Consider the following 13,844-nt stretch of genomic DNA (forward strand, 5'->3'; position numbering starts at 1 on the left):
TGACCACGCCAGCCACTCAGGCTGCGTGACCCAACCTGTCACCCGTTCGTGCAGCAGTCCCAGGCGGTTTCGTGCAGGTCTGTGTGGCAGCTGGGGTCGATATTCGCAATGGTGACCTCAGCTTGGGCGCGACCGAATCAGCGGGCGGCGGCGGGCAGAGCCCTGCCCTCTCCGGGACAGTGTCAAGCGGAGTGTCGACCGCCAACACCGTTAGCCAGTTGGGCGGGCCATTCGCGTATGGTGGTGGATCCGTTGTCGCCGGTCCAACGGTCGGAGTCGGCGGATTCCTCGGAGCGAACTGCGGTGCACCGGGGGGAGTTGTTGTCGGTGGCGAAGGAGCGGTCGGCTTCGGCATCGGCCCGGTCGCCGAAATCCACGGCGGCGTGAGCGATACGGCGACGCAAAATCTGACACTCGGGCAGCTTGGGCAAATCGTGCTTGACACCGCCACAGCCACCACCCCGTTCAGTCCACTCTCCGTGTTGGGACACCTCCTATGAACTGGGATGCCGTGGGGGCGCTCTGGCGCTCGGACTCGATGTGGACGTTGAGTAGTCCCCTCGTCCAGATGACCGTCTCTTCAGAGTCAGTCGACTTTCGAGCACGCTTCGGATTGGGACGATTCTTCGGGCCCTGGTCAGCGAAGATAACTGACGTCGTCAGCGTCAAGCCGAGTCTGGGCTGGCAAAGGAACGGTGTGGAAATCCGGCAAGGAGACGGTCAGACGTGGGTCTTCTTCGGTAGCTGGTACCCCAGAGAGCGACTCCTGGAAGGGTTCCGGCAACTCGGCTACCCAACGCAGTTCTAGATCAGGCGCCGGTCTTGCATCGTTGACGAGCGGCGTGTGCCCTGACTCCTCTCCCGGAACTCGAAACCAGACAACGGCGCGTCAGAAGGTGGACTTCACCGCAGACGCCTCGCCGACGTTCGTCTCGAGTGAAGCGCCCCAGGTTCTCTGCCGCTCTTATGCGGGTTGCGGCTGTCTTGTGATGGCCGCGTAGTGGGCGTTCTCGAACTCCACCGGACTGATCATGCCCAACGAGCCGTGGAGCCGTCTTTCGTTGTACCAATCGACCCAGCCAGACGTTGCGAACTCCACGTCCGCGATCGTCTTGAACGGGCCGTCGTGGAAGACCGTGGTGCGGATGCACTCGGCCTTGTAGAGGCCGTTGATGGTTTCCATGAGGGCGTTGTCGTAGGCGTCTCCGACCGACCCGATCGATGGCTTGATGTCCTCGAGCTCGAGGTGATCGGTGTAGCGGATCGAGGTGTACTGCGACCCGGCATCGGAGTGCATGATCAGGTCACCGGGCGTGGTTGGTCGCCCTTCGTGGTCACGCTGCCACAGCGCCATCCGCAGCGGCGTCATGACCAACTCGGTGTCCTTGCCGGTCGCGGCGTGCCAGGCCACGATCCGCTGGGCGAAGACGTCAACGATGAATGCCACGTAGACCCATCCGGCCCAGGAGCGGACATAGGTGAAGTCGGTGACCCACACCTTGTTCGGCGCAGGTGCGGTGAAGTCGCGATCGAGCAGGTCACCCGCACGCTTGCCGTCTATCGGGGTGGCCGGCGCCCTGTACTTCACATCCCTGCGGTTTCCGCTCAAACCGAGCAGGCGCATCGCTCGATCCACGATCCCAAACGACGCGTCCGGCAGCCCGCGGCGGCGGACCAGCGCGACCATCTTGCGCCGCCCGTAGAGCCCTTCCGGCGTCAGGCGCCGGATCTTCGTGGCCGGGTCGGTGGTCCACGCCAGGTCCCGCACCAGATCCATCACCGCGGCGTCGTTCAACGTTCGGGTCGCGACCCGAGGCGTCTTCCACGACCTGTAGGTCCGTGCGGCGATCTGACAGCCCTGCTCGCGCAGGACTCGGCAGACCGGCTCGACCGCGTGACCCTCGGACCGCATCGTGTCGATGAAACCCTCGATCAGTGGTTGCGGGGGTCGAGCTCCCCCACGAAGAAAGCCGTCGCGGCCTTCAGGATCGCGACGTCCTCGCGCAGCCGCCGGTTCTCTGCCCTCAGCTTTCGGATCTCGTCTTGCTCGCTACTGCTGACACCAGGCTTGGCGCCCGAGTCGACCTCGGCCTGGAGCACCCAGCGGCGCACCGACTCCTTGCCCACGCCCAACTGCCTGGCCACCGCTTCGACCGCGGCCTGCCGCGAGGGGTACTCCGACTGGTGCTCAAGCACGAGTCGAACAGCTCTCGCCTTGAGCTGCTCATCGATCTTCTTCGGCACGGATTGCATCCTTCCAACTCAGAAAGATGCGGCATCAAACCTGGGGCGCTTCAGTATGATCGAACTTGATGGACACCGACGCCTCTGTGTGGATGAAGGCACCTGCAACTACAGCAACGGGGTCGTGACCCCGCGGGCGCCGAGCAATGAAGTGTCGCCCGTCCCGCCCACAAACAGTTCCACCTCTGTTGTAAGCACTATCGGTTCCTCGTCGCCGTCTCTCGCAGTCTCGTACCCGGTATCGCGCCCGTAACGAGTCCCTTCCTGACGAGCGTCGCGGCCGACGAGGCTGCGACTGACGAGGCTCTCGCCTCGCGCAGCCGGCTCGGAAAGACTCTCGGCATCTTGGGGCTGCTGCTATCGCTCGGCGGCGACAGCATGCAGAACCAAGAACGAAAGATCAATGACGACGAGTATGAAAAGCGGTGCTTCGGCGGGGCGATCGCGGGCGCCTCAATCCACTACTTCCCGCTCGACGATCAGGGCCGAGCGACGGGCGCCATGGCGTGCCTTCAGGGCGGAATACCGCGCGACCTTCGCGACCCGCGTGCCCCGGCCACACCGGTTGGATACGAAACTGGCATGCACCGCGGCCATCTCGTCGCTCGAATGCTCGGGGGGATCAGCGATGTTCAAAACATCGTGCCGTTGTGGCCATCGGCGAACTATGCCATGCGTGATCAAGCGGAACTTCCAGTCGAACTTGCTACGCGTACGCAGACGGTCTTCTTCACAGCCGTGCCGGTCTACGGAGATGCGTTGGCTCCCATCGGTGTAAGACTGCATTGGGCCGGTACGCTCGGCGCGGCTGGCGACCTGTACATCCAGAACCAGAGGCCGAACTAGGGGGTGTATGCATGGATCCTTTCCTGCTGCTTGGTACCGGTCAGACCGGGGATGAGAGAAGGTCGCTGGAGCGGCGCCACGTAGTGTCCTTCACGGCTTCGTCTGGCCGCGTTCTCCTGACGGACGCGTTCGACCGTATCTGGCCGGAGGACGTGGATGCGGTTGTGTCGTTCGACCTGACTGTGGATGGCAAGGTCGCCGTTGGCGTTCTGTGGGATCCCGGTCGCGGGTCCGAGGTGCTGCCGCCAAGGGCTGCCGCGATCTTCGTGGGCCGTATGGACGATTGGAACCCCGGCGACTGGCGTCGCCTCGTAGACGACCAGAGTCGCCCAGCGAAGGTCCTCTGCGACGGCGGCTCCCTTCTGGTGTTCCCAGTCGAGGCTGCTGGCTCGGTCATGGACCTACAATCCGATCGGGAGCGATTGTCGCCGTTGATTCGCGCTGCCATGGAAGAAGGCCCACAGGTAGACGGCGATATTGCCGCGGTCGGATCGGCTGATGGAGCTTTTCCGTGCTGGGGACTACATGATGCTGCTGGCGCGGTCGCAGCAGTGATGGTTGATTTGAGGTGATGGTTGGGTCCTCCGATTCGTGGCCCACCTCACCTGTCAGCACTCGAAACTTTGAGAGTCCTTGTGGGGTTGTGTGATGACTGCGGCAACGCACGCTGGAGCGGCTCTTCGAGCAGCACGGCCTGCCCCAGGTCATCCGCTCGGACAACGGCCGGGGGTTCATCGCGGCCAGGCTGCTTGCCTGGCTCAAGGACCATGGGTGGACCCGGTTCAGGTCGCGAAGGCCAAGCCCGCAGCAGAACGGTTACATCGAGCGGTTCAACGGCTCGATGCGCGACGAGCTGCTCAACCGCAAGGTTCTGCACACGCTGACCGAGGCGCGGGTCTTGATCGGCACTGGGTCGATCACTACAACTCCGAGCGGCCGCACTCGGGGCTGGAGATGCGCACGCCGCTGGCTTACGCGGCGTACATTGCGACCCAGCCGTCATTGTCGACGGCACCCTGTGAGAGGGGCTGATGAGAGTGACTACCACCATCGAACGTGGACCAGTCGCGACCATGCCCAGCGACCAGGTCAACGCCGAGTTCTCTCACCTGCGACATGATGCTCGGCTTCCGTGGGGCAATAGTGGACCACGGGATCCTCATCGATCTCAGAGAGCTCGAGTCGCTCGGGCTAGTTGAAGAAGTAATAGGCGCCCCGGACGGGACCGGTCCACGGTGGAGACTGACAGCGGAAGGCGTTAGTTGGCTCGCTGGGGCCGTCGACGGCTCGTGAGCGGGTGATGCGTCCCCTGACCTCATCGATCTGATGAGCGCGGCACCAGTCATGCGCCTGAATCCTGACCGTGTCCGATTCCATCGATGGGGTCCTCTCGTCAGCGAACTCTCCGCAGGTGTTGTGCGAACTGTCTTGCGGTTGCCGGGTTGGTCGCTCACACTGAGAGATGCCAGATACTTACACCGGTGTAGTTCTCCAGTGCGAGGTCTGGACATCTCAAGAGAGGAGGTGTCGCCAATGCCCCGTGGCAGGAGCGCCATCACTGGCCGCTTCGTCAAGCAGGCCACCGTCAAGAGCAGCCCGAAGACGACGGTGAACGAGTCGACGAAGTCCGGCAAGAAGTCGAAGTAGCACCATGTCGCTGGAGGTGGGGAAGCCTGCCTAGCGTCTACAAGGGAAGCCCCGCGAGGACCGATGTGTCGCTATCACGTCGGTACGAGCGGGGCTTCTCCTCGGTATCTAAACCGCTCGCCGCAGGGATTGGAACCCTCCTCACGGGTTGAGCTCCGCGGCGGTGCGGCAATTGAAGCCGCAGGCCCGCAAATCTTGACGTGTCATAGCGTCCGAGCGAATCCGGTCCGAGACGGCCGGGGCAGTGAGACGATGACGGCTCCGGCCGGGTCAGCCTTGAGTCGGGTATCGCGACCAGGTCGCATCGGATCAGCCTCACCGGCGGCAGCCAGGAGGCACGCGCAGCCATGATGAGTGACTACAACGTCAGTGATCACTGGCGAAACGACGAGCCTCTGTGGGTCAAATCCCTCGTCTCGTCACTGGATCGCCGCCACCGCCGGACCACAGTGCTGCCGCTCACGGTCGCCGTCGAAGAGATCCTCAACTGGGTCAAACTAGCCAGTGGTCCCGACGCATGGGTGAGAGCCAACAACCGCCGTTCCCTTCGGTGCGACCTCGAGCAGTCGACGGCCGCGCTGGGCGACAGTCTGGGCGCTGAGATCGGCTCGCCGCTCCGGCTGTTCGTCGACGCTTTTGGCCGCCTCCGTAGCGCGTCGAAGGACGTCCTCCGGACTCCGCCGGGAATGCGCACGGCACAGGTGTGGGTCGACGTCGAGCGCTCCGCGGAGGCCCTGCTGACCAGCCTCGGCACGGACACAGCGGTCGCAGCCACTTGGGACGACCTCGTCAAGATCGCCCAGAACGCCGCACCGGCGGATCAGGCGCATCATTCGATCGCCGACCTTCTCTTCGACCAGTTGCGCCGTCGCGGACTCGACCCGGACCGCACGTTCCAGCAGTCGGTGTCGATGCTCGCGTACGGGCGGTCACCCGACGGGGATCCAGTCGGCGAGAACGACATGTCGCCCGGTGAGCGCCTCGCGGGCGCTCGTGCCATCGTCTGCGCACCAGCCTCGGTCAACTCGACCGTCGTCTGGCTCGGCTACCAGGGACCAGCGGTTCAAGGAGTCACTGCGGGACCGGTCACCTTCTTCAACGCCCAATGGGCCGTTCCCAACTCGCACCCGGACGGCCAAGCCTTCCCGCACAAGGACGAACTGTCCGCGCTCGTCCAACAGGGAGGCCTCTTCAAGGTGGCGCGCCAGCCGGACGACAAGTCCGGTGTCGATAGCCTCGTTCGGGTCGACCTCGGCGATACGACCGCTGCTCAGGCCGCGAGACGGGCCGTCGACATCGTGGAGACGATCATGAACGTCGCCATTTACCGCGGCGGCGGCAGCAGGCCTCGCCTTGCCCAGTCCGCAGTCCTGCACGACGGTCAGCCCCACGCCTTCAGCTTCGTCGCATCTCGGCACCCGACCGAGTTCCCCGACGACCGGTACGGAGCACGGATGACGGCCGAAGCGATCCGCCAGTTCGGACCAAGGATCGCCAGCGCTGTGGCGCGCGACGAGCTCCCACCCTTCCTTGCAGCCGCCCTCGAGGCCCAGACAACGGCGGAACACCCCTTCAGCCGTGACATGATGCTGCGTCAGCCCTCCGAAGCCGACATTCGGGCTGTCATCCCGCTCACCGACCGCGTGGTGCAGCACATCGCGGCCCACGCTGCGATGAAACCTGAAGACCTCTTCGCCACTCTCGGCATGTGGTGGCCGCATCAACGCTGGCTCACTGATGTCAGTCGCGCAGTGCACATGTGCATCGCGCCACTGGGCGGTGACCCGGAGCAGCGACGGCTGCGGGACGAACTCTCCGCGTTGCTGTACTCCGCCGAGGCTCACTGGCCCTTCCTACTGGCGGTGGCCGAACGCAGGGAGGACTTGCTCGCGGTGTGCCGAGTCGAATCGGATCGCGACTGGATCGAGCGCATCTTCATCAGCGTCAGCGACCACGCCGAGTACTCCGCACTCGTCGAGAGTCACCAGCGCGAGCGAGACGTCCTCGCAGCCCGTCGCACTCGGACACGCGACGCCTTGGTGCACGGGAATCCTGCCGGGTTCCGAGTCATCGAGTCCGTGCGTGACTTCGCGGAGTACCTCAGCGGATGGGCGCTCAATCTGGGGCTGGAGTCGTACACCAATGGCACACTGTTCGTATCTGTCTTGCAGACCGGTACGGACGAGTTCGAGGCGATGAGTGCCGGAGCCGATGCAGCGAGCTACTGGCAGTCATGGCTGGATGCGCAAGGAGAGTCGCCTGCCGGCCAGCAACACCGAGCGACCGAGCGCGAGCCGGGGTAGCCGACATCCGGTCGCCGGTCGCCGGTCGCCTGTTGCCGGCTGGGTATGGGCCGGAGTCAATCCGGGCATCTTCGCGAGCGGACCAGGCTCGGACCGCCCCCGGACCTAGTGTGCCGCTCTTGAGGGGCGGCCGCTGCTGGGCACTTCCGAACGACCTCGGCTCCTCGCTGAACCACAACAAGGCGTCCCCCACGTCCGTCGATGTGCGCGGCATCCGGCGTCAGGATCTCCGGCCGGCGCCCGGCCGGCATCGGGACAAAGATCCATCGTCGCCACGTAATGTCCCGCATGTGTCTACGGCGGCGCTATCCAGTGAGGATCGAAGGGTCCAGGCGATCCAAGCGTGAGTGAACCTGTTGTACCGCGTGCGCGTCGTCGGGGTGGCACGCGACTTCGCTCGACGCTGCTCGCAGGAAGATGGCATTGATTGCGTCGACCTGCTTTCGGGTCCTGACCCTATGGGGGCGAAGGCGGCGTGTGCTGAAGCAGGCCGCGGTGTTACGGGAGAGTGGCCCAATGATGAAGTCGGCGTCGCCGATAGCGACTCGGTCGCGGAATCCGTACAGGTTGCGACCTAGGACGGCATGCACGACTGGGGTATCGCCGATCGCGAAGCCAGGTAAGTGCGGATTCGCCAGTTCAATCACCTGCAGATGGAAGCCGTTCAACTTCTCGGCGATCGCGTCGTGCTGCCGGATCATCGTCTTCACCAGACTCATTGGGTCCGTTGCGAGTTCGTCGTAGGTTCGACGGGCCAAGTCTAAGAGTTCACCGTCGCTGGGAGCCCTACCTTTGGATGCTTCGAAGCGCCGAGCGTATTCAGGGTCGTTGACGAACGCCGGGACATCGACCTCCCGAAATCGCTCGCCGATGTGGCGATGGAAGTCCTTGAAGGCTGGGCTCCTCACCAGGTGAACTGCAAACAGATTGGCCACGTCCGCCTTCTGTCGGGGACCAGAGCGATCGACTCCGATGGTCCGGATCTCGTTGAGGACACGCCGTTCGACCGAGACGAATGCCCTTTCGAGGAGATCGTTCGGCACTCCGGCCTGTAGGAACGTTGTGAAGCCGCGCTCGCGGAAGTTCGACTTGATCGGCCGAGCCGAGTCGAGGACCCGTCCAGAGGTGGCGCTGATGACTGCTACACGCTTGTCGGGAGACGCGAAGTTTTGCTGGTAACCGCGCGACACAAAGTGGTCTTGGGAGAGTTCGGTCTCAGACGACACGCGTAAACAGTAAGCGCGACCCTCGCCGGTCGATGTGTGGCTCGTGGAGGTCGGATCGACAGATGGCCCGGCGCCGCCAAAGCCTTGAGGCGGTGATCACATGACACGGGGACCGTTTGTTGACGCCGCATGTAGCCATCGGACCTGTCGCACCCTCTCGCCGCTGGGCGCGTGGCTGCATCCGACACGTGCGGGAGGTGATCGACGATCTGAGGCTGATGCCTCAAGGATCGGGTGGAGTCCCTTGCTGCGTCCGGCGGCCCGCTCCCGGAGCTGCGCCCTCGTGGGCGTCTCCGAGCGAGCCTGCCGGCGGTGCCCGCTGACCTTGGCTCCCGCCTCGCGGCCGTGGGCCCGCTCTACGCATCCGCTGGCGCAATGCGTCAGTTTCGCGACATCAGCAAGCATGCGTTGGCTGATCGCCGCAAGAGCGGCGCGGTTCTTGCGGTGCGCGCAGGCCAGGAGACGTTCGCGTACTCGCTGAGGATCGTCAGGAGCAGGCGGGCGCTAGACGGTAGCTGATCTGATCTTCGAGGTCCAGGTGCCGGTGTGGCCGCTGTCGTCGACGTACCGGACGACGAGCGCGCCGAGAGAATCGGTCGACCCCGCAGGGCTGGTCAGCCCGAACACCAGGTTGTACGACCGGTGGTCGCCTGGCTGCAGGGTCGCGCCCGCCGGTGTCCGGCTGCGGCAGCCACTCACCCCGACGACGCCGAAGACACAGAGTGCCGCAAGCACGACCATGGTGGTCGCGCGCGTTGAGGCGATGGCGGCGCTCACCGTTGGCGGGCAACGAGAGCTACCGGCCTGTTGCTGAGTGGACCGAACACGCCGCACAGCCACCCGGTCCTGCCGAAATGGACGATGTTCTCAGCGCGCTGGGTGAAGCCGGTCTTGGAGGACATCTTGAGCGCCATGCCGATGTACTTCTTGACGTCTCCCGCTGCTTCGACGCCGTTGGTCCGCCTCAACGCTCTGCTTCCTTCGCTGTCATCGGTCGAACCCTTGGCGTCGTGGGTGCAGTTGGCCTTAGCGCACAGGCGGACCAGGTGCCTCCCTGCGTCGACATGGCCACTCGCTCGAGCGCTCGCATCTTCCGCTCGACATGTCCAAAAGTGTCAGAGGTGCTTGTCTGAACGTGTCTCCTTCCTTAGCCTGCAGGAGCCAAGGCTCGTTGGGGGCCCACACAGGAGGAGGGAGGTACGACATGGAGACCACTCCGGAGCGCGAGGACTACGTAGCGCCTGAGATCGAGATGAAGGAGATCGCCAACAAGCAGTGCGGCTGATCACCGAAGGGTCCGGAGCCGGTTCTCGGCTCCGGACCCGTTCTTGTTAGACCGATGACAACGGAGTTGGAGCATGTACACCATCTTTCTAGGCAATCGCCACTTTTCTGGCTGGTCCATGAGGGCGAACATCGCGATCCGTGAGAAGGCCGTGCCGTTTCGCGAAGTCCCGATCGACATGGACTGGCCTGACCACATTCGTGACGACGGCGTCCTCGATGTTGGTGACTGGACCGGTGACTGGTGCCGAGCTGGTTGCTACTGCCTGACCGACGATCTGACTCGCCAAGATCCGACGGGCCGTGTTGCCGGAACGATCGTTGATGTCATGCCACGCGTTCCGGTCCTTGTCCACGAACAGTCAGGAGCCGTGGCAAGTGACATCTTGGCCATCGTCGAACTGCTTGAGGAGACTGCGCCGGCAAGCGGGACGGCCCTCCTGGGCCGCGACATTCGCGCCCGCGCGCAGATCCGGTCATTCTCCGGCAACGCCTACGTCGACTTTCAGCCCATCGTCGAGACCGCGTCCTACGGGCTTTCGCTGTGGGACGACACGCCCTCGACGATGCCGCGAGAAGCCACCGATTGCGCCGTCCTGATCGAGAGGACTGTGGGACGGCTGCTGTCGAACCAGTCCGAGCGCGAGTGGCTCTTCGGTGACTTCAGCCTGGCTGACATCATGATGTCAACCTTCATGCAGGAGCTCACCGGCTGGAACTACACGTTCACAAACGACGTGGTTGCTGCTTACGCCACTCGGCTGCTAGCTCGGCCGAGCATCGCCCAGCACCTGCACGAGGCACGCAAGCCATACGAAGAGATTCTCGCCCACCCCGTGGGAACAGCGCCATGGATCATCGGCCATTACCGATACAACCCCGACCTTCGCCTGCTCCACGACTGGCGGCGCAACATCGGATACGTCGTCAAGAACGACTCGATGCGGACAATTGTCGAGCATGCCCGCGCGGGTCTCGACTTCGACGCGATCGCGCAGCGGATGGCGGCAGACTATGCGGTCGACGCAGCGACGGTCCGCGGTGATGTCGACCGAATCATGAGGGAACTTGACCCTCGAGCGGCGGTCGCCTCATGACGCTCGTCCACGCCGACGCAAGTGAGCTGTTGAGGCGTTTCAAGTGGCGTCCCGACCTGGGACTGCTATTCGAGCCCCGCACCGGCATGTTTGTGCGCGCACGCAACGGGACGGCTGAGGCGATCCTCGCCGAGCTCTATGCGGGGCGTGGGCCAATAGAAACCGCGAGGGCAATCGCTGCTCGCTTCGACGTGTCGATCGATCGCGTAATGGCTGACGTCGACACCCTGATTCGACAGATCCTGGACACCGAACCGACCTACGGCGAGGACGGGACCCGGTCACGGATCGAGATCGACAAGCGTTTCGACTCGCTCCTCGAATTCCCGTTGCGGATGGAGCTCGAACTGACGTCTGTCTGCAATTGGAGCTGTGGATTTTGCTACAACGTGTGGAAGATCGATCCGGCGATGACGGATCACGACATTCGGAAGTTCGTACGCGAACTCGACTCGAAGCATCTTCCTCTCGCCGCTGCGAAGAAGATCCTCGACGAGTGTGCGGCACGCGGAGCGTTCGTCGTCCGCTACAGCGGCGGTGAGACGCTCCTCCACCCGGACGCTATGGAGATTTTCCGGTACGGCGGCGAGCTCGGTCTCTATCAGTCCGTGTTCACCAATGGACATTTTGTGACCCCCGAACGAGCTCAAGAAATGGCGGATTCAAATGTGCGATGTGCCCTGGTTTCTCTCCACGGATCAGCAGCGACCCAGGTCGATCTGGCTGGCCATCGACTGGCGTACGAACGTTCCACTGCGGCGATGGAGCATTTCCTAGCGGCCGGAATCGCAGTCGTTGCCGAGATGACGCTCGTTTCTCATAACGTTGAGGAAGTCCTCGATGTCATTCGCGACGTCTACGCTCGCGGCGTCAGGGAATTCAGCGTGATGCGCTACGTTCCAACCGGAAAGAACGACGCGGAGTACGGCGTGCCGATGGCGCTCATGTTCCCGCTGATGGAAGCGATTGACGATCTCGTTCGATCCGAGTGTCCGGGCCTGGCCGTGGATTGGCCGTGCGCTCAGAAAATGTGCACCTCCAGCGACGACCTGCCGATCTCCAAGGCCGACCCGACGCTCGCGTTACGGGTCTCGCAGATGTCCGGCCACTGCGAGTCGGGCCTCGTCTGGGGGAGTGTCAGCTACGACGGACGGATCCGGAACTGCCCTCACTCCAACATGTATTGGGGCGACCTCGCGCACAGTTCGATCGCAGACACGTGGCCCACGATGACGGCGGCTGTTCACGAGGCCACCCGCCCACGCCCCGGCTGCACTTCGTGCACCGTGCTGGAAGCGTGCCGGGGCGGGTGCCACCTCGGTTCTTTCATTACAAACAACGTGTCGCTGCCCATGCCGAAGGTACGGCCGAGAACGCCGTGAGCCGCATCGGGCGGGTACTCGCGGCGCAGGGTGTTGGCTTCGCCGTCGGCGCCAGCACCCTGGGCCGGTTGCCGTTCTTCCTAATCAATCTGGCTCTCGTGTCCGCGTCAGCCACATCCGGCGCCGACTCAGCCGCTGCAGGCCTCCTGCTGTCCTGCTACGCCGTCGGCACGATGCTGGGCGGTCCCATCGTCGGACGTTGGGTGGACAACCACGGGGCGCGCCCACCGCTCCTGTTGTGCAGCGCCGCACAGTTGATCTCACTCAGTGTTGTCGCTGCCGATCCAGGGCGGATCTGGGCGTTGCCGGTCGCCTTCGTCGCCGGCGCCTCGGTGCCGCCGATAACGGTGACGATGCGGTCGATGTGGGCGCGCACTTTCCCTTCCGAACCCCTCAGGAAGACCGCGTTCTCCATCGAGGCGATCGCTGCGGAAGTCTTCACGATTGGCGGTCCGCTGCTGTTCACAGTGCTCACGACGTTCGCGACTTCCTCAACTGCGCTCGTGGTGGCGGGGGGTATGTCTGCCGCTGGAGCTTCCGCGCTCGCGGCAACCAAGATCGCGCGGAGTTGCACCGGTGGGATGCAGTTGTCAGGAAGGGCCTTCGACTTCGCCCCGCTGGCTTACCGGCCGTTTCGATCCCTGATACTGAGACGTCTGATCGGCACGACCGCGGTCGGCGCCTACTTCGTCGCGCTGCCGCAGATCGCAGCACAGCACGGCAATTCGGGCCGTTCCGGCCTCTACTTCGCCCTGACCGGAGTCGGCTCGATCGTTGGTGGCCTGGTGTACGAGCGGGTGCCATTCAGAAGCGACTTGGCGCGACGCTATGTGTGGGCGCTCCACCTCTCGAGTCTGGCTCTGTTCGTTCCCGCGTTCGTGAATCAAGGCCCGCTGGTCTATCCGGCCATGCTCGTCGTCGGACTCTTTGAAGCGCCCTTGGCTGCGATCGAGTTCGATGTCGTCGATCGTGTCTCGCCGCCAAACCTCAGATCTCAGTCGGTGGCGCTGGTCATCAGTTCCTTCGTGGGCGGTACCGCACTCGGGTCGCTCATCTGTGGGATCGCGATCAACGCCTGGGGTGTTCCGGCCGCGTTGGTGTCCATGGCCCTCTTCTCGTTGGGAGGCTCGCTCATTGGGATACGGCTGATCCCGATGTGGCGGCAGGCGATGACGCCTGATCGTGAGCGGGAGCCCATGTCGAGATGAAGTGGGCGTCATTGTTCGGGTGCCCGTCTGTAGTGATGGCCGGTGATGGCGGCGAACGGCGGAGTCATGAGAATGCACGCGGAGCGTCCCGTCGGCGATCGAGACTCGAAGCGTCGCAACTACCGCCGACGTCGCATGATGTCGGACGACCACAGTAAGCCCCAGCGTCGACCCGCGCAGCCGAGCGAGCTCCGCGGACGAACTCTGACCGGCGTGATATGGAGCGTCACGACTCGTCGCCCCCACCTCGCATCGGGCGGCACTCCCCAGGGAAGCGCCAGAAGTTCGGGACCGTGATCGTTCACGACGCCAAAGCACTTGCACGTTGTTGTCAGTTGCTGGTCTTCTCCAACACGAGTTCGGCGGCACGATCATCGACCAAGTGAAGTGACCTAGATACCGGATGTCCTGCCCCGGTTCTTCGGTCCATCTCTCGTGTGAGGACTCGCTACTTCGAGAGTCCTTGTGGAGGCGGGTGATGGCTCTGCGAAGAGGTTCACGACTGAGCAGATCGTGGCGAAGCTGCGTGAGGCGGAGAAGATGCAGAGGAGAGTCCCCTGTGGTGGTGGGGTTTGAGGTCCAGCGGCGGGGCTGCGTGAAGTAGGCG

The 13,844-nt window shown here is 63.8% G+C and carries 10 protein-coding genes and 1 pseudogene; 7 read left to right on the forward strand and 4 right to left on the reverse strand.

Annotated elements, in window-relative coordinates:
* Positions 1-964: 964 nt before the first annotated feature.
* A protein-coding gene (locus tag ACYU8V_RS15260) for an IS3 family transposase (RefSeq protein ID WP_460848549.1) occupies positions 965-2,244 on the reverse strand; the annotation gives its coding sequence in 2 pieces (ribosomal slippage) (positions 965-1,971 and positions 1,971-2,244; 1,281 coding nt in all).
* A 345-nt stretch (positions 2,245-2,589) separates the two neighbouring features.
* Here ACYU8V_RS15260 and ACYU8V_RS15265 point away from each other — a divergent pair.
* The 4 genes and pseudogenes from ACYU8V_RS15265 to ACYU8V_RS15280 all read left to right on the forward strand — a co-directional run bounded on the left by ACYU8V_RS15265 (position 2,590) and on the right by ACYU8V_RS15280 (position 7,040).
* The gene (locus ACYU8V_RS15265; RefSeq protein WP_460848551.1) at positions 2,590-3,090 is read left to right on the forward strand and encodes a DNA/RNA non-specific endonuclease; all 501 of its coding nucleotides are present in this window, start codon (positions 2,590-2,592) and stop codon (positions 3,088-3,090) included.
* Between the two features lie 11 nt (positions 3,091-3,101).
* Entirely contained in the window at positions 3,102-3,662 is a 561-nt protein-coding gene (locus ACYU8V_RS15270; protein ID WP_460848552.1) for a hypothetical protein, read from the forward strand.
* A 173-nt stretch (positions 3,663-3,835) separates the two neighbouring features.
* Positions 3,836-4,122, forward strand: a pseudogene (locus ACYU8V_RS15275) (integrase core domain-containing protein).
* A 965-nt stretch (positions 4,123-5,087) separates the two neighbouring features.
* Entirely contained in the window at positions 5,088-7,040 is a 1,953-nt protein-coding gene (locus tag ACYU8V_RS15280) for a hypothetical protein (RefSeq protein WP_460848554.1), read from the forward strand.
* 305 nt (positions 7,041-7,345) lie between these two features.
* Here ACYU8V_RS15280 and ACYU8V_RS15285 read toward each other — a convergent pair whose 3' ends face one another.
* The 3 genes from ACYU8V_RS15285 to ACYU8V_RS15295 form a co-directional block, all read right to left on the reverse strand.
* Positions 7,346-8,266: a DUF4238 domain-containing protein gene (locus tag ACYU8V_RS15285; protein ID WP_460848555.1), complete on the reverse strand. Its 921-nt coding sequence runs from the start codon at positions 8,264-8,266 to the stop codon at positions 7,346-7,348.
* 504 nt (positions 8,267-8,770) lie between these two features.
* On the reverse strand, positions 8,771-9,043 hold the full coding sequence (locus tag ACYU8V_RS15290) for a hypothetical protein (protein ID WP_460792974.1): 273 nt from the start codon (positions 9,041-9,043) through the stop codon (positions 8,771-8,773).
* Positions 9,040-9,234: a hypothetical protein gene (locus ACYU8V_RS15295; RefSeq protein ID WP_460792972.1), complete on the reverse strand. Its 195-nt coding sequence runs from the start codon at positions 9,232-9,234 to the stop codon at positions 9,040-9,042. Before ACYU8V_RS15295 ends, ACYU8V_RS15290 begins: the two co-directional genes overlap by 4 nt.
* Positions 9,235-9,624: 390 nt before the next feature.
* Here ACYU8V_RS15295 and ACYU8V_RS15300 point away from each other — a divergent pair, with 390 nt between their 5' ends.
* Genes ACYU8V_RS15300 through ACYU8V_RS15310 form a run of 3 tightly spaced genes read left to right on the forward strand, consistent with a single transcriptional unit; the run spans position 9,625 to position 13,237 of the window.
* Positions 9,625-10,647 carry a glutathione S-transferase family protein gene (locus ACYU8V_RS15300; protein WP_460792971.1) on the forward strand — a complete coding sequence of 341 codons (1,023 nt, stop codon included), beginning with the start codon at positions 9,625-9,627 and terminating at the stop codon, positions 10,645-10,647.
* A complete protein-coding gene (locus ACYU8V_RS15305; RefSeq protein ID WP_460792970.1) occupies positions 10,644-12,029 on the forward strand; it encodes a radical SAM protein in 1,386 nt (461 codons plus the stop codon). The genes ACYU8V_RS15300 and ACYU8V_RS15305 overlap by 4 nt, the downstream gene beginning before the upstream one ends.
* Positions 12,026-13,237 (forward strand): MFS transporter, encoded by a 1,212-nt coding sequence (locus tag ACYU8V_RS15310; RefSeq protein ID WP_460792969.1) that lies wholly within the window; start codon positions 12,026-12,028, stop codon positions 13,235-13,237. Before ACYU8V_RS15305 ends, ACYU8V_RS15310 begins: the two co-directional genes overlap by 4 nt.
* The last annotated feature ends 607 nt before the right edge of the window (positions 13,238-13,844 follow it).

The sequence above is a fragment of the Nocardioides ultimimeridianus genome (assembly GCF_054777895.1).